Here is a 21762-nt window from a genome sequence, read left to right as displayed (position 1 = left end):
AACAATTAAATGAATTGACTGATGATGATCAGTTAAGTTAATTTAAAGTTGGCTCTACAAAATGATAAATCAAGTGATCAAAGCTGATGAGAATCGGTGATCAAAGTCATGAGAATACGCAATTTGGCTCTTTGGCAGCCAAACCACAATATTATCAACAGTATGACCAGCACCAGGATAAAATATTTCAATTAAATCTTCAACCAATTCAAAAGGATTACTAGAAACTTTATTACTTGAAATTTCTTTGTGGTTTAAATTAAGTAAATTATTAGTTAAAGGTGTAGCATATGTTTTTATATTAGACTTATTGAGGTAGGGTATTCCACCGCTTGCATCGTCATGAAAATGCGTAACAATAGTGCTTTTAACAACGAGGTCTTTAGATTCTATCCACTTTATTAACTCTGCAGTTTCTTCTTGAGTCCATGGTGTATCTATAATATGAGCCTCTTTTTTATCAATAACAATTAATCCCGATGCCCCAACCAACCCCCAAGGTTCGATTTTTTTATATGAAATATGCTGATAAACGTTTTCAGCTAAAAACTTAATTTTTAGCTGTTCATTACCAGCCCAAGAAATATTTGAAATTAATAATAATAAGATGATTATATATTTCATACTCAATTGACCTCTAACGCATAACCTGAATACCGTCATAAATGGCATATATATGTCATATTGAAGTGAGTCACTTTTATGTTACTTTACTTACTTTTGAGTGGGGCTAACAGAAAGTAAAAAACAATTGAAAACCATGAAATAAAAATGGTAGCTAATAGCCAAGCGATTTTCTCGCCACCGCTAGTTTTAGATGATCTAGCAATCAGCACAATCGGTATTAACCATATTAATAAAACAATCCAAACACTTATTCCTCCCATGAGGGTGACTCCTTAATATAATAAAACAGAATGAGCCTATAGAGTAACTCGCTTATTTATTTCTTTTGTGGCGATAGCCTGAACAACAGCACCGATACCTGTATGGTATAAACCTTCTACAACATTACGCTCTACTTCAAGTAAATGTTTAAAATGTAGTTTACTCAGCTCTGAAGTAAGCGTTTGTTTAGATTGCATTACATCAACTGAGTTGCCACCACCTGTACCGTGTTGTAATTGGTCAGGTGTGTATGCTTCTAATAAAAATACTCCATTGATTTTTAAGGATTTTTCAATATTTTTATATAGTTTTTTTCTTAGCTCAGAAGATAATGGATTAAAAATAGATATTATGCCGTCCCATTTATCTACTCCTAAGTCATAATCTTTTAAATCAGCGTGAATAAGCTCTAGTGTTACATTATTCTCTTTTGCCAATTTTTTAGCTTTAGTTAAGCCAACTATTGATGAGTCTACTGCAGTAACCGAATAGCCTTTTTGGGCTAGAAAAACTGCATTTCGGCCTTCGCCTTCCGCTAAACTTAAAATTTTTCCTTTTGGAATAGAGCAAAAATTTTGCTCTAAAAATTCATTTGGTTCAGTTCCATATGCATAAGCTTCAGAATTATACCTCTCATCCCACATTTTGAACCTCCAATTGTTTATTGATGCACGCTATGATCAAAAAATAGCAGCGCAGAAGCAAAAGCCACTGATATTTGCGCAGTATAAGTGACTTGTAGCGATTGATTATAATGCTTATTTTTTATTGCTTGTGAAATAATTAACACCAATCGAACTAATATAAAATAGCACTCCAAAAACACCGAGATCAATGAGTAGCTTTTGTATATCAAAAGTATCTGAAAATACTGAATAGTTAAAAGAAAATAAATAAAATATCCCTTTTGATCCAAAAAATGCAATTAAGAAAGGAATCAAAAAATTAAGTAGAGGGGTATTCGATTGATTAACATCCATATTTTTATATCTCCATTATTATTTAATTAACCGTATTATAACAACAGCCATGTGCAGTGAATAGGTGAATGGTTAATTATAATCTACAACGTATGAGAAGTGAATGAACTGTTTTTTATCTTAATGTAAATCACTAACATCTACATTGATATATCCAGTGATGACACTATTGTCTTTCCTAGTTATAGAGAAGTTTCCTTCAAAGCTTTTTTTGTCAGCTGATATTAAATCCATCCAACCTGGATCATAAAATATATTTTCTCGTGTCTTATCAAATGTTTCAATATTTTCTTGCGCATAGGTCCACATTTCAATGCCTAGAAATCTGGTCTCTAAATTTTCAAAATTGTATAAATCAGGGGAGGGATAACCGACAAAGGAAAAGAATATATCAATGCCTCCTTGTTCAGCATATTCTCTAGAACTCTCCATAGTGGAAGTAAATATGTATGTATTGATCTCATCGTGACCCGATAGTGTTTGCGTCATGTGTTGACTACAAATGTCTGTTGTGGCGGAGTACTCAAATGAACCACTTAAATCAATTGCTCCATCAGAATAAGTCGTATCTGTTGGGTCTATATAAGTGAGGGTTTTACGTATTGACTTTATAGCGTCTAATCCCTCTTCAATAGCATCAACTTCAAATTCTTGAAGCAAAATTCCATTTTTATATAAGTATGAGTTAGCGGGTTCATCTTCACCTAAAGGGAAATATTTATTGTCTGTTTTAGTACCACTATAATCATAATCTTTATCCGCCGTGCCATCCCAAATTTGTAGGCATGTAACATTTTTTATGCCGTTATTTGTATCATCAATATACGTTTTAATTTTTTTTGTTGTGGTTTTTAATATTTGTCCATCACTTTTATTTGTATAGGTAACTGTATTTTCTGATAACCAAGTACCAGTCATATTAGGTATTTCTGTTTTATCTCTATCAACATCTAGTCCACACGCACTTAAATGAAATGAAATTAAAATAACGGCTAACTTTTTGAACACACAAATCTCCTAACTAAAAATAAATCTAACCATCCAAATAAAAGGATGATAATAGTTGGTAAAATGTAAAGTGGATTTGAACCTAATCAATGGTCATCATTGCGTGTTGTTATGTTTTTTCAACTCTTGAGATAAAACATCCTCCATTGTAGTGTTTTGAGGTAATCGTTTCTCAAGTATATTGATTAATTCATTGTATTTTCGAGAGCCACCTAGTTGTGGCAACATGACGGTAAGAAAAACCAACAGTATTGCTAAATACGCAAACTTATCACCAGATAATACGCCGAAAAGCATTGCTACTAGAGCTATAATCAATAATGCAAATATAACAAGCTGTAAAAAATCACCTTTATTTCGTGCCTTAATAACCGTCTTAATAACTTCAACTTCTTTTGGGGTCATATCCATAGCCAATTACTCCTGAAAACCTAATGAGGTTGTAGAATAACTCGTTTATTATAAACCATCTTATAAAATAGCTGTATTTCATGTATTAGCTATATCGAGTTAATTCCCTACAGTACAATATATATTTTATTTACTAAGTTTAAAGTCTAATTTTCTTACCTTGATATTAACACCTGAGGCAATTAATTCTTGATAGAAATCACCAAGGTTACATGATTTAATTTGCTTACAAACTATTCCATATTTTAAAATTGCAGGTTTATAACTTTGCAACGATGCTTGTTTAAGCCAATAAAGTGCTTTATTAAAATCTTTTTTAACATGCTGCCCATTTATATACATTTCTGCAAGGTTAACTTGCCCTTTAACATAGCCAAGATTTGATGAATCTTGAAAAAGTTTAAAAGCAGTCTCTAAATTAGTTTCACTAAATTTTTCTAGTAAAAATGCTTCACCTTTAATATTCTCTTTTTTACCATAAGTTAAATCGTTACTGACTTTTTTCTCTTGTGCTGGACCCACTAAGTTACCAAATAACTTATTTCTTACAGGTCTTTTAGCTAAGTAGATAGCTTGATTGTTGTGCATATTTTTAATTGAGTTCAGGGAAATATCATATCTTTTAGACTCAAAGTAATCTTTATAGCTTAATTGACCATATTGGATACTATTAATTGCTGCATTCTGATATTGATAGAAAAAATGCCCATAAACCAGAGTAACGATATCACCTGTTATATCAACCACTTTTGCGATTCTATATTTTTCGTTGGGCCTTAATTTGTTACTTAACAACCTAAAGTCTAAAAAATAAATATCATTAATTTTGGGGGCTGAAATAATTTTTAAGGTTTGTTTATCTTCGGCTTTATTGCCTTTGTACTCTAAGAAACCTAAATATAAAATGACAATGAATAAAAAGAAAATAGTCACTTTAAGTGCTTTTGTTATTTGAGAAAGTCGATACATCCTTTGTGTTATCATGGCTTTAAAAATATACATAAAATTTGTCCCTATACTATTTTATTTATTCAAATACCAAGTGCATAAAATATAACGCTTACATAAGTTGAAAACTATAGTTTGCTAAAATATGTAGCGAAGTGCAATTAAGCAAACGGTTAGCGGTTCTGTTTTAATGGCTCGTTAGCTGTATTATACCAATTTGATTAAATTTCTTCCCAACTCAGAGCTTCATTAGTGAGCTTAGAACAAGGAAAATTGATTAAACATAGTTACTCTATATTTCTTCAATTTTGTGATGTTATCAGTTTGCTAATGAGCTCCCAAAGGGCGAGTTTAAAAGGCTTATATGCGGCGTTATTGATTTTGACAAGGGAATGACCATTCTCTTCAATCAATGCCTTGCCTCTAAGCCTTTTAATTCTCGCTGAGTGGGCAAGAACTTAATCAACTTGGTATTATTTAAATCTGTAAAAAATTGCGTAAATCTTGTTCTTGCCAAATCCATTAGATGGTCTTTGTACTTAATTACGCTTTTATGTGATAAATTCTTTGGGAAATAATGTGGTCAACTTTAGTTTCCCCTGAAAGAATCAGATCGCAACCCTTTCAAAAATAAAATCATTATTGACACTATATAGCAAGTATGGGCTTCGCGATACTTATTATTATTTGTTTTGAACTTGATTTACGCTAAGCTGATTTTATTTTAATTAAAAATTGTTATACTGCTCCAATAGCATGGAATAATTACTTATTTAATGAAATTTACTATTGGCTTTAGAGCAGTAAAGCACGAAGATTTAGATTTTTTGCTGTTATTACGAAAAAAATCAATGTTAAAACATTTAGCTGCTGCCAAAATAAAGTTAACAAACGAGCAGCATCTTGAGCGTGTAAAAGAGCATTATTATGACTCGCATATAATTTTATGTAATCGTAAACCTATTGGCGTGATAAAACTTGGTGTTGTATCACTTAAGGCTTCTGAAAAAAGTCTGCATATTAGACAGTTACAAATAATGCCGCAATATCAAGGGCAGGGAATTGGCAGTAAGGTTTTGGCTGTTGTGAAAAAAAGAGCATTACAACTTCAGTTACCAGTAACGCTTAATGTTTTATTGAATAACCCTGCAAGAGGGCTTTATTTACGCCATGGTTTTCAAATAGAAGGTAAAAATAAACTTGAGTATCAAATGCGTTGCCCGCTTGAGGTGATTGCCGCTTAGTTTACTTATAAAATGTAGCCTTCAATATTGTTATTGCGTTCACTTTAAAAAATCAATCCTTTCTTATTTACTTTTTCAGTATCAATACGTGATGGTGTAATTAAACCATTTACTAAAGGTTGTGTTGCAATAGTAAGTGTTTGTATAACCTGATGCATAGAGGATAAATTTAATGACGATATTTCGTCGCTTACGTGATGATAATGTTTATCTTGGTCTAGTTGAGCACTACTAAAACTATGAGCTGGTACACCTAGTTTTGCTAAGCTTGCATTGTCAGAACGATAAAATAATCCATATTCAGGGTAAGGGTCGTTGTGTATTTTTTTTTCTGATTTAGCCAATACCTGATTAAGTTGTTCGCCTAAATTAGAGTGCTGCATACCTGTCATCCAAAGTGTGCCAATGCCAAACTTAGACGGTTTACCAATCATTTCAATGTTTATCATTGCTGTTATTTGTTTAGGATTTAACTGCTTTGAAAAGTATTGAGAGCCAAAGCCGCCAATCTCTTCTGCACTAAAAGCCGCAAACATCAAAGTGCGTGCATTTTTACCCTGTTTAGCATAATACTGGGCAATGTTAATAATAGCCGTAGTACCTGACGCATCGTCATCAGCACCATTAAATATGTTATCTCCTTCAGTATTTTTTGTACCTAAATGGTCATAGTGGGCTGAATAGAGAACAACTTCGTTTGGTTTAGTTGCACCTGGAAGCATAGCAACAACATTGTTAAGCTCTGTTGTAGTGGTTCTATTTGTGGCTGTAGCCTGCACGTTTTGCAATTTATCAACACTGATATCTGTTAAAGCAATAATGATTGTGCCACCTTCAGTAGGATGACTTGTTTTTTGATATAGCGTTGTAGTGCCTTGTTGAAAATAGTGCTGATAACGTTTGAAAAGTGTTTCATGCTTGGAATTAAGTAAAACAAGATGATTACCCCCTTGTTGGTTGAGTACGTTAAGTATTGCCTGCATATCATCATTTTTATTTATACTGTGTATGCTAAAGGCACTATTTTTTGTTTCTTTTGAAAGTTGCCATGAAATATTATTAACCGTGCTAACTATGGTTAAGTTTTCAGAATTAACTGTTTGGTTATTTAATACAAGGATCAATTTTTCGGAGGTAACTTTGGATATTTTATAGGTTTGTAAAAAACCTTGTGTACCAATATTATTAGCACCAATTAAACCACTTTCTTTGAAACGCTCAGCAATATAATTTGCAACTTGGCTAAGATCATTTGAAAAATTCCCTCTGCCTTTTAGCTTATCACTTGCCAAATAAGTAATGTCTTTGGTTATTTGCGCTAAAGAGATAATGTTATTTGTTGTTGGCGTAATGCTTGATGCGGCAAAGCTCATAAAGCAGTGAGATAAGCTGACTATAAAGGCACCAAAAGTCAAAAGTGGCAAGCGTTTTTTTATCATCATATAGGGGAAGTTGTATTAGCTATGAGGTGCTTATATTAATTTAAGTTGATGTTTTTAGCATTGTTGTTTCAATTAATAAGGTTTCTTCACCACAACTTAACCATAATTGTCCATCTTGAATGCTGCATTGAAATTCCATGGTTCTGTTTAATAATTTTACGAGTGCATTGGTGGTGCTTGTTGAAAATTGTTCAATGCTAAGTTTGGAAAATTTCTTTAGTGCATTTTGTGATTGTGCCCACCACGTTTCTACGCTGGATCCATAACAATACAATTTAACCTTTTCGGCTTTATTGCAGGCTTTTTTTATACGTTTTTCATCTATTTGGCCAAGCTCAATCCACAATGCAATTTCGTCACTGTAATTTATTTGCCAAATTGCTGCTTCATCTTCATCGCTTACGCCTTTACCAAAGTGTAAATCGCTATGAGCATTTAATATAAAGCAGATTAAGCGAACCATCAGTCGTTGCTCTGTTTCAGAAGGATGCTGTGCTAATGTTAGTTGTAACGAATCGTAATAGTTACGATCCATATTAGCTAACTCAATATTTGCTTTGTAAATGGTTGCTTTAAGTGCCATGTGATTTTTACTACGTTGAAGGTAAGTGAGGCAAAGGGGTAAATCAATTTTATTAGTTGAAATAGAGTAAAAGTTCTACCAAGTCCCCGTATTTTCCATGCTCAACCATGGTTCTTTAGGAGCAAGTGCTTCACCTTTTTGCAATAATTCAATAGAAATATTGTCAGGAGATTTAATAAAGGCCATGTAACCACAACGCGGTGGTCGGTTAATAGTGACGCCGTTATTTTGTAAATGTTGACAAGTTTCGTATATATCATCTACTTCAAACGCTAAATGCCCAAAGTTTCGGCCTGTATCATAAACTTCTTCTGAACCCCAGTTATGGGTTAGTTCAATTTCGGCTTCACCGATAGCAGTAGCTAAAAATATTAGTGTGAATTTCCCTTCAGGTACATCTTTACGTCTTACTTCCACTAGGCCAAGTTTGTTAACGTAAAAGTCTAATGAGGCTTCAAGATCACTTACACGTATCATGCTATGCAAAAATTTCATTGCTATTCCTTTGTTTAGTTGTTTATATACTTAATTTTGCAGCCAGTTTCAGCCAGTTTGAGTAAGTTAAGTATTCATTTTTGAATGTACTTGTGGTCAACATTTAGCTAAATTTAATTATAATAAGTTAGCAAATGTCTGACTGAGGTATTATGCCAAAAATACCTTATTTAAAATACCTTTCTTCTATAGTTTTTACGTTAATGGGTTTTGAGATAAAATATCCCTGAACACGGTGAATATCTAAGTGTTGGCATAAATATAGTGCTTCTTCCGTTTCAATGCCTTCGGCAACAATTTCTAAATTGAGAGAATGTAACATTAGTGACAAGCCCTTAATTAAAGAAAGCGTTTTAATTTTTGATGAGACTAGCATTAAAGATTTATCAATTTTTACGGTATCAATGGGAAAGTTCTGCAAATGTGAAACAGAAGAGAAGCCAGTACCAAAATCATCCAAGGCAATTCTGCACCCTAACTGGTTAAGCTCTTTCATCATGTTAGTGCTTGTGTCATTATTTTCTAGTAAGGCCGTTTCGGTAAGCTCAAATTCAATGCACTTTGGAGTAACGCCATACTTTGTTAATGCATTTTTTAAGCAATCTATTAATTGATTATCTGCTAATTGAATCGCAGATAAATTAATAGACATATGTAAAGATGGATTATAGTTTTGCCAAATGGAGAGTTGATTTATCGCTTTGTTAATAACCCACCGCCCAATATCTAATATAATGCCAGATTCCTCGGCAATAGAGATAAAATCATCAGGCATATGAAGTATGTCATCTACTGACCAGCGTAATAGGGCTTCAAAACCAGTAAGTGTTTGTTTTTTTGTACAAAGTATGGGTTGGTAATGAAGGTGTAATTGGTTGTTAGTAATAGCATTAGTCAGATCTTGCTCTTTTTTATAGCGAAGCAGAAACTGTTTTTGCATTTCGTCTTCAAAATAACAAACTTGGTTACGGCCAAGTTTTTTGGCTCGATACATAGCAATATCAGAAAATTTGAATAATTCATCAGCATTAATGGTATTGTCTGGATAAATAGAAATGCCAATGCTGACGCTCATTTGAATTTCAATACCACTAATATGAAAAGGTACTGAGAGGCTTTTTAATATACGCTCAGAAACTTTAGTTGCTAGGTAGTTGTTATTTTTATTTCTTAAAATAACAGCAAATTCATCTCCACCAATACGCGCGAATAATTCGCTTTCGCGTAAACAGTGGCCTACTTTAACTGAAAATTCTTTTAATAATAAATCACCAATATCATGGCCGTGGGTGTCATTAACATATTTAAAATGATCTAAGTCGAACAACATTAAAGAAATGCCATCTTCACTTCGTGAGCTTTTATTTACATTTAACTTTAAGGTTTCTTCAAAAGCATAACGGTTTGCTAAACCTGTTAACGCATCGTGTTCGGCGACTTTTTTTGCATTTTTATAACTTTGGTAAAGTTTGCGTTCTAATTCAAAGCGTGTTTGTGCTTGTATAATGGCACGATTTAACCTTGCTGCAGTGACCTCTATTTTAAGTAAAAAATCTTGCGCTCCAGCTTTGAGGCACGCTAAAGCTAAGCTGCTTTCTTCAGAATTACTAAGCATAATAATAGCAACAGAGTTTTCAATAGGTTCATTTTTTAACTCTAATAGCATTTCTATGCCATCGCGTTGTGGCATACGGTAATCAAGAAGAATCACGTCAAATTTATGCTTTCTAAATGCTGTTAGCCCTTCGTCAACAGATTCTGTTTCTATAAAGTTACATTTTTGATCAGACTTACTTAATGTTCTTTTGATATGTTCGCGATCAACAATGTCATCATCAACAATTAAAATATTCATACACCTATACCTATTTATTGCTTTATTTTACTTTAGCTGTAAAGGCAGCAAAATATTAATGCGTGTGCCACAAATTCCGTCAGACTCAATTGTTAATTTTCCGCCATAATGTAAAGTAATTTTATTTACTAAAGCAAGCCCCATACCTGTTCCTTCAACTTTGTCTCGTGGCTTTAAGGTTTGAAACATTTCTATGGCTTTGTTGAATAATTCAGGCGGAATTCCAGGGCCATTATCCTCAATACTAATTTTATGCATGTTATTTTCTTTTACATAAGACACGGTAATTTTTATGACCGGTTTATCATGATGCTTAATAGCATTTGAAATTAAATTGCGCATTATAATTTCAAAAGGTATTCGCGGAAATACGAGTTCTACATCATTGGTAATCGTTAATGTGACGTTATCATCATGATCTAACAACGAGAATACTTCATTTGCTGATGTGGCTAATTGTAGTGTTTCTGGTTTATAATCAAAGCGTTCAATACGAGCATAATCGAGTAAATCATTAAGTAAATTGCTCATTCGCTCACTTCTGTTTTCAAGTAATTCAATATGTTTTAATGAACTCTCTGGTAGAATATCAATGCAATCTTCTTTTAACCAATTTACTAGTTTACACATTGCATTTAACGGTGATTTTAAATCGTGAGACGCAACATAAGCAAACTCTTCAAGATCGTGATTAGACTTTTCTAATCGCTTAGTTTTAATTTTTAACTCATCATTCATGCTGTCGGCATACATCAAAGCTTGTCTATTTGCACGAGTCAAGAAAATAAATAAGCCAAGAATTAAAAAATCGATAATAATGCCGCTAAATAGAATGAGTATGGGTTGGTATGATTCTGACGCTTGTTTAAAGGCCAAATTAGATTCAATATCAAAGGCCCAAACGCGGCCGTAAAAATCTACTTTAATGGTCTCTTTATAAAGGGGGGTATTGTCTATATTTTCTGTTGACGTATTTGTTCTATCATCGTACAGCACATGCCCTTGGTCACTAATTTTTATAGTAACTAATCGATTTTCAATAGCTAGCGTGCCCGAAATAAGTTTGAACATGATAAATGGCGCATAACTAACGCCTACAATGTTTTTTTGTCGTGCTTCTATCGTGTCAATGGGGGCTTTATGTTTATAAAAGGGAGTAAAAAAAGAAACCCCGGCGTGTCTTTATCATCCTGCACTAAAGTAATTGGCCCTGTTAATTGGGCTAAGCCAGTATCTCTGGCTTTTTTTACCGCAGTATAGCGGTTTGTTTCAAAAGCCATATCTAAGCCAATGGCTTTATTATTTTTTTGTTCGGGTTCAATATAAGTAATTGGCCAGTATTCATTTTGTTGGTGCTTAGGATGAATAGTAAAATTTGGTCGCTCAACTCGCTTGTTTGCTAAATAACTCGGCAATTGTGCTGGTTTAATATAATAAATAATGCCAATACCATTAATACCAGGGTACGTTTCGTCAATATGCAAACGTGTGGCGTACTTTTTAAACTCTGCATGACCAAATTGTTTGTCACTGGCCGCATATAATGAAACAACTCCCCATAAGGCTTGTTCATATAAAGTCATACGATCCTTTACTAATTCAATAATATGGTTGGATTCACGCTGAAATCGTTCTTCTACCTTTTGATTCACTTGCTCATTAGCAAAATACCACGCCAGCACTGTTAGTAGCGCTGATAAGCACAAAATAACCCAGTGTATATTATGAAACTTGCCAGCATTAACTAATTTTTGGCGCTGAGACTCATTTTTATTTTCAACAAAACTTAATGACATTAATTATCCTTTAGAAAATAGATACTAAAAATAATTTTTACTGTAGAAAAACTTACCCAAACATTAACAAGTGTGATGGATTTGTCAAAATAATATTTCAATTGTCATTGTAGTGCGAGGACAAACAGGTTAAGGATCAATTGATGTCTAAAGTTCAAAATAATATTTTAAGTGTATTATAAGAGTTGAATTTATTCCGTTTTATGTTTGAAATCACATAAATCTTCAATAATACAAGAGCCGCATTTGGGATTTCTAGCAGTACAAGTATATCGGCCATGTAAAATAAACCAATGATGTAAATTGAACATAAATTCTGTTTTATTAGGGGTGTTTTTTATAATGGCTTGTTCAGTTTGTTCAACTGTTTTACCTTTAGCGTAACCAGTACGATTAGCAAGCCGTTGAATATGCGTATCTACAGCCAAGAAGTACTTACCTTCATTGTCTTTCAGCCAGCCAAAAGCGGTGTTAAGTACCACATTGGCTGTTTTTCTACCTACACCAGGTAATGCTTCAAGTGCTGCTCTGTTTTCAGGCACATCACCGTTATGTAAGTCTACTAACATTTGACAAGTCTTTAAGGTGTTTTTGGCTTTGGTATTAAATAAACCAATGGTTTTTACATAGAAAATTAAACCTTCAAGCCCTAAATCTAATATGGCTTGGGGCGTGTTAGCAACAGGGTATAGCTTGGCTGTTGCTTTGTTCACGCTAACATCAGTTGCCTGTGCAGACAATAATACCGCAATTAATAATTCAAAAGGTGTGCTGAAGTTCAACTCTGTTGTGGGTGTTGGGTTGTTTTCACGCAACCTTTTTAACATTTCTAAACGTTTTTCTTTGTTCATTTTTTAGTATTCACAGTGTTGCTATATTGCTATGATTCAAAGTTGACTCTAACGCGCTCTATTGCTTGTTTTTCTGTTTTAGGTTGGCGTTGTTTTATTTTATCATCAATGACATTTTTAAGGGCAATGATAAAGCCCATTGCGATAAATGCGCCAGGAGGTAAGATGGCTAATAAAAACTGGCTGTCTAAATGCATTACTTCAATACGTAGCACTTTAGCCCAATCACCTAGTAATAGGTGTGCGCCATCAAACAAAGTACCTTGACCTAACACTTCACGGATAGCGCCTAATAATAGTAGCACTAAAGCAAATCCTAACCCCATCATTAAACCATCAAAACTTGCTTGCGATATGGGGTTTTTAGAGGCGTAGGCTTCAGCTCTGCCAATGATTGCGCAGTTAGTAACGATTAAGGGCAAAAATATACCTAACGATTGGTATACGCCATAAGTGAAGGCATTCATTAATAATTGCACGCAGGTAACAAAAGCCGCAATAATTAATACAAAAATAGGAATACGTATTTCTTTTGGAACCCAGTGGCGTATCGCTGAAACTGTTGCATTAGAGCAAACTAAAACCAATAATGTAGCTAAGCCCAAGCCTAAGGCATTGGTCACTGTTGCTGTTACAGCAAGTAAAGGGCAAAGCCCTAACAATTGTACTAAGCCGGGGTTGTTTTTCCACAAACCTTGCAGTGCTAATTCTTTGTATTCAGCTCTTAGTGCTTGTCTAGCCAATGCTTGTTCGGCAGCTTCATTGGTTAATTCCGAGGAGAGTTCGGTTGAGTTATCAGGTAACTCTTCATTATTATTGCTCACTTGTGACCTCACTTTTCTGTACTTTTATCTGGTCATTTTCAATTTGAGGATCGTTATTTGTTATCAAACAACTATTAGGTAAGGTTAAGAGTGTTTCTTTGTTTTCTTGAAAAAATAACAGTGTTTTTTTCATGGCTTTAACAATTGCTCTTGGGGTAATAGTTGCCCCTGTAAATTGGTCGAAAATGCCGCCGTCTTTAGACACAGCCCAACGACTGTCATTTTCAGAAAGAAGTTTTTTGCCATTAAAACCAGTTATCCAAGCACTTTTTCTGATTTCTACTTTATCGCCCAGTCCAGGGGTTTCTTGGTGTTTTAACACACGAACACCGCTGATTGTATTGTCCATATTAATCGCAACGATAAAGTCAATATTACCATTGTATCCATCGGGTGCAGTATTGGTAATAGCTACTGCTATTGGCGTATTATCTTTACGGGCTATGTAGGCCGTTTGAGTCGTTTTATTGTCGTTATTTGTATTGAGTATTGTGGTATTTAAGTTAACACAGTCTTGAGTGATGTTGTTATTATAACGATGGGGTTCAATAATACTGTGTAGTGTATTTAATAGTTGTAGCTGTGATTGTGCTATAATTCTATCTTTAGTTAACTCATTCACTAAACCTACTATAGCGGTACATACAATAGCGAATAAGGCTAATATTTGGCTGTTTTTTTGTATGGCTACATTAAAAATAGACGTTGTTTTTTTTTCGTTTGTTTTTTCTTTTTTTTGCGTGTTATTAGGAAGTGGCTCTGACATTATTTACTTCCTCCTTGCCCGTCTGTTTTAGACTTATCTAGGTTATCTTTAATGACTGAGAAATTATCAGTGCTGAGATTATGCCCATATGTACGTGGACGAGTATATTGATCTACAAGGGGGGCTGTCATGTTACAAAGTAATACAGCAAAAGCAACACCGTCAGGGTAACCACCAAAAGTGCGTATTAAATAAACTAATAATCCAGCCAGCGCACCAATAAGTAGACGACCTTTTACACTGGTAGCACCTGAAACAGGATCGGTTAAAATAAAAAAGGCACCTAACATGCAGCCACCAGTAAGCCAATGAAAAAACGGAGAGGCATTGATGTCGGGGTTTAAACTATAAGCAACAAATGAACAAATAAATAAGCTCAATAAAAAGCTAAAAGGGGTTTGCCAAGCAATGGCTTTTTTGGCGATTAATATTAGGCCACCAGCCAAAAAGGCGATATTAACCCACTCCCACCCGAAAGCAAAACCTAAACTTGCAGTTAAATTATTAGAAAACAGCTCGTTTTGCATGGTTTCTACTGTTGTATAGCCTAAACCAATGGTAGTTTTTAACGTGTCAAGCGGCGTTGCCATGGTATAACCGTCTAAATTGGTACGTAGTTGTTCTACGGAGTAACCGTCATTAGTAAAGCCTGTAAATATAGTGATTAGCGTATTGTAAAAATCTAATTCTATAGTCATAAGGGAGAGTGTTGGTTGCCAAGACGTCATTTGCACGGGAAATGAAATTAATAACATCACATAAGCGGCCATTGCTGGATTAAACAGGTTATGCCCTAAACCACCATAAAGCTGTTTAACTACTAAAATAGCAAATGCTGCGCCAATGACTGAAATCCACCATGGGGCAACAGCGGGTAAACAAATACCAAGTAATACCGCTGTGAGGATGGCGCTACCATCAAAAAGTTGTTTAGTGATGCCTTTGTCTACGTTTTTGTTTCGCAATGATAAGGCAGTAAATTCACACAGTAATGCGGTGATTATAGCTAAGACTATGTGAATAATATTACCCCATCCCAAAAAATACCATTGAGTAAGAATACCGGGTAATAAAGCATAAATCACAATACGCATTAAGGCAGACGTTTTCGCTTGGTTGTGATTATGGGGTGAACTTGCTATCCAAAATGCCATAATTATTCTGATTCTTCTTTACTAAGTTTTAAGGATGATTTCGCTTCATTATTGGTTACTTGCAATAGCTCAGCTTGTTGTTTTTGGTCTTTCTTTGCGTTTGCCTTAGCTTTGGCTACGGCTAAGGCTAAGGCAATTTTCGCTTTTTTATCGTCTACGTTTGGTGTTGCAACGTCTGATTTTTTATTTTCTAGATTAACTTCTGGCGCTTTTATTTCATTTTTAGCTTCTTTTTTTGCCTTGGCTTTGGCAATGGCTGCTGCTATTTTGGCTTTTTTGCTTTCGCTATTGACCTTATTGTTTGATATTTTTGGTTCAATGGCTTCATTATTTGTTTCTGTTGTTTCTTCTTGTTTTTCTACAGCTTGGCTTTTTGCAAGTCTTTTAGCTTTTGCTCTAGCAATGGCCGCTTTTACTTGCGATTTTTCATCTTGAGCTTCATCTTCAACACTTATTGCTGTTGGTAATGCGTCTGATTTTTCTTCTGCAGCTTGGCTTTTCGCTAACCTTTTGGCTTTTGCTCTAGCAATGGCCGCTTTTACTTGTGATTTATCTCCTTGATCTTCATTACTTGTAGAGGATAACTCGTCATGCTCTTTAGTTTTTCCATTATTGATAGTTGGAGAATCGCTAACTGTTTTTTCAGTTGCTTCTTTTTTAGCTTTTACTCTTGCTAAGGCTGCAGCAACGGCTGAACTTGCACTAGTGCCATCAGCTGATTTTTTGTTCATGGTTGCTTTACGCGCAGCTGCTGCTTTTTTATGTTTTTCTTCGCGTGCAATTTTTTCTTTTTCTAGACGCAATTTTCTTGCTTCAAAGCGTACTTTTGCTTTCTCAGACTTTATATCAAGTTGTTGTTGTTGACGAATTTCAGCTTTAGCTACTCGGTAATATTGTACTAATGGAATTTGGCTCGGACACACATAGGCACAGGCACCGCAGTCAATACAATCAAATATATTAAGTTTAGTTAATTGTTGGTAATCTTTTGCTTTAGCGCTCCATTGTAATTCTTGTGGTAATAGTTGGCTTGGGCATACATCACTACATTGACCACAACGAATACATTCTAATTCTTTACTATTATTGTCAAAGGCACTTGGCATTTCTGTTTTGCTTGGTGCTAGAATACAATTACTGGTTTTAACAATAGGCACTAATTCATTTAAAATACTAAAGCCCATTAAAGGGCCGCCCATGATAACTGGAGGAGGAAGGTTAATATTTTTGTTGTTATCTGCTGTGTTTTCATTTGTAAAGCCAGTTTGTTCAAGCAAATAGCTTACGGGCGTGCCTAACAGAGCCCAAACATTTTGTGGTTTGCTTAAAGCCTGTCCTGTTAGCGTCACAACACGCCTTATCAAAGGAATATCGTGAATAACTGCGTCACTGATGGCAAAACAAGTCGCAACATTTTGCACAACAATACCTGAATGAATAGGCAATGCGCCGCTTTTAACTTCTTTACCTGTTAATATTTTAATTAGTTGTTTCTCACCACCTGTAGGGTATTTTGTCGGGAGAGTACAAACTTTCATTTTATCAATAAACTGTGTTGCTTTTTGCAATGCTTTAATTGCTTTGGGTTTATTGTTTTCAATGCCAATTAATATAAAGGCAGGGTTAAGTAATTGGTCAAGTATTTTTATGCCATCAATAATTGCTTCGCTTTGCTCACACATCAATAAATCGTCTGCGGTGATATAAGGCTCACATTCTGCGGCATTGATGATTAAGAAATTGATGTCAGGTTTGGTATTCACTTTGATATGTGTTGGAAAACCAGCGCCACCCATACCTGCAATACCAGCGTTGGCTATTTTACTAATTATTTCATTTTTAGTGAGTTGGGTGAAATCTTGACATATTCTTCGAGGAAGCCACGTATCATTAAAATCTACATCAAGGAAGATACATAGATCACTTAAACCTGATGGATGCGCGATAACTGATTCTTTTATAGCACTAATAACGCCACTGGTTGGTGCGTGTATTGGCACAGCCATTGGGTTGGTACTTTGTGTTAAGGGTTGGCCTTTTAGTACTTTATCACCTACCTTGATCAGTAAATCACCTTGGCTACCTATATGTTGCTGTAAAGGTAATATAAGTTGTTTTGGTAAGGGTAATTGCCTAATGGGTTTGTCTGAGGTCAATTTTTTTTGTTCAGGTGGGTGAATGCCACCGTGAAATTGCCAAAATTTTTGCTGATTGATGCGTTCGATTATAGATTCCATAAGTTCTTTCTCCTAATCTACTTGCTTAACAGCAATTTTAGTTAAATCCCATTGCCAATTTTGAACAGTTTCAGGGATAGGACGCATTTCAATACAATCAACAGGGCAGGGCGCTACACATAAATCACAACCTGTGCATTCATCACTAATAATGGTATGCATTTGTTTAGCAGCGCCTAGAATGGCATCAACAGGGCATGCTTGAATGCATTTAGTACAACCAATACAATCTTCTTCAATAATAAAAGCGACGGTAGGCCCTTTTTTCGCGTCATGATTTTCATCTAACGGTTCTACATCAACCCCGAGTAAATCTGCAATTTTTTTGATAGTATCTTCACCACCAGGAGCACACTTATTAATTGCTTCGCCATTAGCAACCGCTTCAGCATAAGGCTTACAACCTGGGTAACCACATTGACCACATTGTGTTTGTGGTAGTAAAGCGTCAAGTTGCTCAACAATGGGATCACCTTCAACATGAAAACGTATGGAAGCATAACCAAGGATCGCGCCGAATAGGGCAGCGATAAGTCCTAAAACAAGTATGGCAATTAAAATATTCATAGGTTAAATGTACTCTATATTTTAACTAGGCCAGAAAAGCCCATGAAAGCTAAAGACATGAGGCCAGCAGTGATCATTGCAATGGCGGCGCCTTTAAAGGGCGTTGGAACATCAGCGTTGACAAGTTTTTCTCTCATAGCAGAAAACATGACTAAAACTAAAGAAAATCCAGCGGCAGCACCAAAGCCATAAATAATTGATTCAAAAAAGTTATGCTCTAATCTTAAATTTAATAAAGCCACACCAAGCACGGCACAGTTTGTAGTGATTAGTGGTAAAAAAATACCTAATAAACGGTACAGACTGGTACTGGTTTTGTGCACAACCATTTCGGTAAACTGCACTACAACGGCTATCACTAAAATGAAGCTCATTGTGGTGAGGTATTCAAGATTGAGAGGCGTTAAAATATACGTTGTCACTAAGTAGCTAAGTAAGGATGCAAGCGTCATAACAAAGGTTGTGGCAAACGACATGCCAATAGCGGTTTCAGTACGTGAAGACACCCCCATAAAAGGGCATAAACCGAGGAATTGCACCAATACAAAGTTATTCACGAGTACTGTGCCAATAAGTAGCAGAATGTAATCAGTCATTTGCGTGTTAGATCAGAACGTTAGTTTTATAATATTAGCTACATTATCCTTTGTTTTAATCGATATAACAACACCACTATTAATAAGGTTGTTATGAGTTTATGATCTGGACTAAATATATGCTAATTATAAAAAAGCCAAATAGTAGATTATTTGGCTTTAATAGAAAAAAATTACAGTTAATTTTTTATAGTGGGTGTGGTTTTCCTATGTAAAATCCTTGGCAACCATCAATAAAGAGTTTTTCTAAGGTGTGTTTTTCTTCCTGGCTTTCAACACTTTCAGCCAAAACATTAATGCTCAATCTATGGGCTAAATCAACCATTAAACGTAAGAAGTATTGGTTGTTTTTATCGTCATCAATATCACGAGTATATGAACTGTCCATTTTGATATAGTCTGGTGTTAAATCTCGGAAAAATTTAAACGAGGTTAATCCAATGCCAAAGCGCTCAACAGTAACCCGAGAACCAACGCGATGTAACATATCAATTAATCGTTTACTGGTTTTTATATTTTGTTGTAATCCGTATTCTGATATCTCAAAAACTAAATGGGTTGATATTTTAGGATCACGTAATAATCTACGCTCTAACCAAATGATGAAGTGTTCATCGCTAATACTTCGGGGGCTGATATTTATCCCAAAACTTTGACCAAGCATATTTTTATCTACAATATTTCGAAGGGTTGTTTCTACAATCAGTTTGTCAATAGCGGTTATTTGGTCGAGTTTTTCAGCCATGGCAATAAAAGAAGCTGTGGGTAACATCTCGTTGTTTGAGTTTAAAAAACGCGCTAATACTTCACCATACACTTTGTTATTGCGTCCGCTTGGTTGAATAGGTTGTAGTAATAATGTGATACGTTGATTATCAATAACACTCTCTATTTCTTGTCGCCAATTTTGATTACCATAATTAGCACTATTTTTTTGTAATATGTCGGTATCTGTTTGTGTGTACCAAGAATTAGGCGCTTGTGTTTGAGCAATACTTACGCCTGTATCTGCTAAGGCAAGTAATTCACCTAATGGCTTTGTTTTGTTAAAGGCAACCAAGCCAGAATAAGCAACAGAGTCTAAATCTGAAGCAAGTTGATACTCATTAAACAATATGGTTAATTCTTGGGCAAATTTTTCTGCATCTTTCAATTTTATATTGGGTAATATGCTGGCAAAATCAGAGCTGTTTAATCGGAATAATTTACCGTCAGGGTAAATTGAAATGGTTTTCTTAATAAGCTCAGCGACACGAGCAATATAATTATCCCCTTCATGGTATCCGTGTATTTGATTAATTGTTTGTAATTCAGAGCAACGTGTCATCACTAGCACTCCAAATTTAACAGGGCTGTCATTAACAACATTGTTTTCATAAAACTGAATAAAACGACCCCGATTATCTAGTTTGGTTAATGCATCAATATAAGCTGTTTGTTCTAAATCAATCACATTCTTTAGCTGTGATTTCATTAGCATTTTTATATCATCAACGCCTTTTTTTAATTCGGGTATTTCTAAAACACTTTGATCAGTAGTAGATCTTTCTTTGTCTGTTATATTGGTATTATTAATTAAAGCCAGCTCATTTTTGATTTGTTGCCCAATAATATTAAACATGGTTTTGTATCGTTTTGAGCTTAACGTGGTAGCAAAAGTAACTAAAAATAATGATAAAACAAGAGATAGTACAATAAAGGTTAATACTAAAATGGATTCATCGGTAAAGTTTAGTTGGTATTCAATCGTCAATTCTATGTTTTGAGGGGTCACTTTGTTAGCTGCAGGAAATAATAAAGAAAAGCCAATTACGGAGTCTTTATTGATAAATTGAACTAACTTTTCACCTGAAATATCATAAATAGTTAATTGTTTGTAATCTGTTACTTTTTTAAGTGTCTTTAATAGCGTGTTTGCGCTTTCTAGTTTGTTCTCATTTTCGTTGGCCGTAAATTGTTGTGCTAATGTATCAACAAGTAAAATATGCGCTTGACTCTTATTTTGGATTAATGAAGACAACATAATGAAAGAAACAACACTGATAGATGCGATAAAAATCAGCGCCAAAGCAATGTTTCTTAATAATAATTGAGGGAATGTGTACATACTGAGTAAATTACTCCACAAAAATACTAAATTGATTCAGTACGTTAATGACTATAAAGTTATGATAGTACTGATACTGCGTTTATATTAACTTATTGTAATACATATGTTAATTATTTACGCCAATTTCTGTTGATTTTTAAGCATATAATTGGCATTGAAGCTTGCGCTAAGACGTTTGCCCTTATATAATCTGTCCTGTTCATTTTACTGCAAAGCTAAATATTGAACAAATAGCAAGATGTCACTGAAGAATTAACCCACTACTTTTTCGTGTGAATGTGGGGGTTCCTATTCTTGTTATTAGTACTTTTTTCTTAACAACGCTTAACTAAAAGGCTGTTAAATAAAAAGTATGGGGTCAGTGATATAGACCCCTGTTATGGGGTTTTTTTGTTTTTAGTGTTTAATATTATAGCTTAAATAACGTTGGCAAGTATTAAAAACAAAAATTACAGCAAAAATACATGCTGGGCTATAAGCCCTTTTTTTGTACCTTAAATTTTATTTAATGTGAATTTTTAATTGATTTTAGGTAAGACAGGAGATAACGATTGGCTAAATTTGAACAAAAACTAACTGACATGCTTCGTCCCGCGGTGGAAGAAACAGGTAAAGAATTACTGGGTGTTGAATTTATCAGTGCAGGTAATAATTCAGTTTTACGTTTGTTTATTGATCATGAAAATGGCATCAATGTTGATGACTGCGCAGAAGTAAGTCGTCAAGTAGGTGCTATTTTAGATGTAGAAGATCCAATAAGTAGTGAATACAACTTAGAAGTATCATCACCAGGTATTGATAAACCATTGTTTGAAATGGCGCACTTTCAATCAGTGATAGGTGAAATAGTAAATATCAGATTATCGATGCCTTTAAACGGTCGTCGAAAGTTTAAAGGTACCTTAGTTGCCATAGAAAATGACACATTGATCGTTGACGTTGATGGCATTGAATACGAACTTGTCATCAATAATGTTGATAAAGCGAATCTTGTAGCGCGACTATAG

Annotated in this window: 20 protein-coding genes and 1 pseudogene; 2 read left to right on the top strand and 19 right to left on the bottom strand. The window is 34.6% G+C overall.

All coding sequences use genetic code 11. The features are described 5' to 3' along the window. Window positions 1-69 precede the first annotated feature (69 nt). From bla to ACE1OF_RS02015, 5 genes are all read right to left on the bottom strand, one after another. A complete protein-coding gene (bla, locus tag ACE1OF_RS02035) occupies window positions 70-624 on the bottom strand; it encodes a metallo-beta-lactamase (protein WP_448892347.1) in 555 nt (184 codons plus the stop codon). 299 nt (window positions 625-923) lie between these two features. Then, the gene (locus tag ACE1OF_RS02030) at window positions 924-1532 is read right to left on the bottom strand and encodes a class I SAM-dependent methyltransferase (protein WP_448892345.1); all 609 of its coding nucleotides are present in this window, start codon (window positions 1530-1532) and stop codon (window positions 924-926) included. Window positions 1533-1988: 456 nt separating this feature from the next. Continuing rightward, window positions 1989-2876 (bottom strand): hypothetical protein, encoded by an 888-nt coding sequence (locus tag ACE1OF_RS02025; RefSeq protein ID WP_448892344.1) that lies wholly within the window; start codon window positions 2874-2876, stop codon window positions 1989-1991. A 96-nt stretch (window positions 2877-2972) separates the two neighbouring features. Then, window positions 2973-3287: a hypothetical protein gene (locus tag ACE1OF_RS02020; protein WP_448892343.1), complete on the bottom strand. Its 315-nt coding sequence runs from the start codon at window positions 3285-3287 to the stop codon at window positions 2973-2975. A gap of 126 nt (window positions 3288-3413) precedes the next feature. Continuing rightward, a complete protein-coding gene (locus ACE1OF_RS02015) occupies window positions 3414-4289 on the bottom strand; it encodes a tetratricopeptide repeat protein (protein ID WP_448892341.1) in 876 nt (291 codons plus the stop codon). A gap of 722 nt (window positions 4290-5011) precedes the next feature. Here ACE1OF_RS02015 and ACE1OF_RS02010 point away from each other — a divergent pair. Then, window positions 5012-5479: a GNAT family N-acetyltransferase gene (locus ACE1OF_RS02010; protein ID WP_448892340.1), complete on the top strand. Its 468-nt coding sequence runs from the start codon at window positions 5012-5014 to the stop codon at window positions 5477-5479. 44 nt (window positions 5480-5523) lie between these two features. Here ACE1OF_RS02010 and ACE1OF_RS02005 read toward each other — a convergent pair whose 3' ends face one another. The 14 genes and pseudogenes from ACE1OF_RS02005 to ACE1OF_RS01940 form a co-directional block, all read right to left on the bottom strand. Further along, a complete protein-coding gene (locus ACE1OF_RS02005) occupies window positions 5524-6921 on the bottom strand; it encodes a M20/M25/M40 family metallo-hydrolase (RefSeq protein WP_448892338.1) in 1398 nt (465 codons plus the stop codon). A 40-nt stretch (window positions 6922-6961) separates the two neighbouring features. Beyond that, complete coding sequence (locus ACE1OF_RS02000; protein WP_448892337.1) at window positions 6962-7504, bottom strand: YaeQ family protein; 543 nt, start codon at window positions 7502-7504, stop codon at window positions 6962-6964. A 75-nt stretch (window positions 7505-7579) separates the two neighbouring features. After that, on the bottom strand, window positions 7580-7999 hold the full coding sequence (locus ACE1OF_RS01995; RefSeq protein ID WP_448892335.1) for a VOC family protein: 420 nt from the start codon (window positions 7997-7999) through the stop codon (window positions 7580-7582). 166 nt (window positions 8000-8165) lie between these two features. Then, window positions 8166-9854 carry a two-component system response regulator gene (locus ACE1OF_RS01990; protein WP_448892333.1) on the bottom strand — a complete coding sequence of 563 codons (1689 nt, stop codon included), beginning with the start codon at window positions 9852-9854 and terminating at the stop codon, window positions 8166-8168. A gap of 27 nt (window positions 9855-9881) precedes the next feature. Further along, window positions 9882-10385 carry a sensor histidine kinase gene (locus ACE1OF_RS01985; protein WP_448892354.1) on the bottom strand — a complete coding sequence of 168 codons (504 nt, stop codon included), beginning with the start codon at window positions 10383-10385 and terminating at the stop codon, window positions 9882-9884. 15 nt (window positions 10386-10400) lie between these two features. Then, window positions 10401-11437: pseudogene (locus ACE1OF_RS01980) on the bottom strand (CHASE domain-containing protein); the annotation flags it as partial. Between the two features lie 404 nt (window positions 11438-11841). Beyond that, window positions 11842-12501 carry an endonuclease III gene (gene nth, locus ACE1OF_RS01975; RefSeq protein ID WP_448892332.1) on the bottom strand — a complete coding sequence of 220 codons (660 nt, stop codon included), beginning with the start codon at window positions 12499-12501 and terminating at the stop codon, window positions 11842-11844. Window positions 12502-12530: 29 nt separating this feature from the next. Continuing rightward, window positions 12531-13244: an electron transport complex subunit E gene (locus ACE1OF_RS01970; RefSeq protein ID WP_448892352.1), complete on the bottom strand. Its 714-nt coding sequence runs from the start codon at window positions 13242-13244 to the stop codon at window positions 12531-12533. A 70-nt stretch (window positions 13245-13314) separates the two neighbouring features. Next, a complete protein-coding gene (gene rsxG, locus ACE1OF_RS01965) occupies window positions 13315-14091 on the bottom strand; it encodes an electron transport complex subunit RsxG (RefSeq protein ID WP_448892331.1) in 777 nt (258 codons plus the stop codon). Beyond that, window positions 14091-15245: an electron transport complex subunit RsxD gene (gene rsxD / locus ACE1OF_RS01960; RefSeq protein WP_448892330.1), complete on the bottom strand. Its 1155-nt coding sequence runs from the start codon at window positions 15243-15245 to the stop codon at window positions 14091-14093. Before rsxD ends, rsxG begins: the two co-directional genes overlap by 1 nt. Window positions 15246-15247: 2 nt before the next feature. Then, on the bottom strand, window positions 15248-17482 hold the full coding sequence (gene rsxC, locus ACE1OF_RS01955; RefSeq protein WP_448892329.1) for an electron transport complex subunit RsxC: 2235 nt from the start codon (window positions 17480-17482) through the stop codon (window positions 15248-15250). A gap of 12 nt (window positions 17483-17494) precedes the next feature. Further along, entirely contained in the window at window positions 17495-18049 is a 555-nt protein-coding gene (gene rsxB / locus ACE1OF_RS01950; RefSeq protein ID WP_448892328.1) for an electron transport complex subunit RsxB, read from the bottom strand. A gap of 14 nt (window positions 18050-18063) precedes the next feature. Beyond that, a complete protein-coding gene (gene rsxA / locus ACE1OF_RS01945) occupies window positions 18064-18645 on the bottom strand; it encodes an electron transport complex subunit RsxA (protein ID WP_448892327.1) in 582 nt (193 codons plus the stop codon). Between the two features lie 187 nt (window positions 18646-18832). Next, on the bottom strand, window positions 18833-20752 hold the full coding sequence (locus ACE1OF_RS01940) for an EAL domain-containing protein (RefSeq protein ID WP_448892325.1): 1920 nt from the start codon (window positions 20750-20752) through the stop codon (window positions 18833-18835). A gap of 554 nt (window positions 20753-21306) precedes the next feature. Here ACE1OF_RS01940 and rimP point away from each other — a divergent pair. After that, window positions 21307-21762 (top strand): ribosome maturation factor RimP, encoded by a 456-nt coding sequence (rimP, locus tag ACE1OF_RS01935; RefSeq protein WP_448892324.1) that lies wholly within the window; start codon window positions 21307-21309, stop codon window positions 21760-21762.

The sequence above is a fragment of the Colwellia sp. E150_009 genome (genome assembly GCF_053543955.1).
This window is presented reverse-complemented; position numbering and strand designations above follow the sequence as displayed.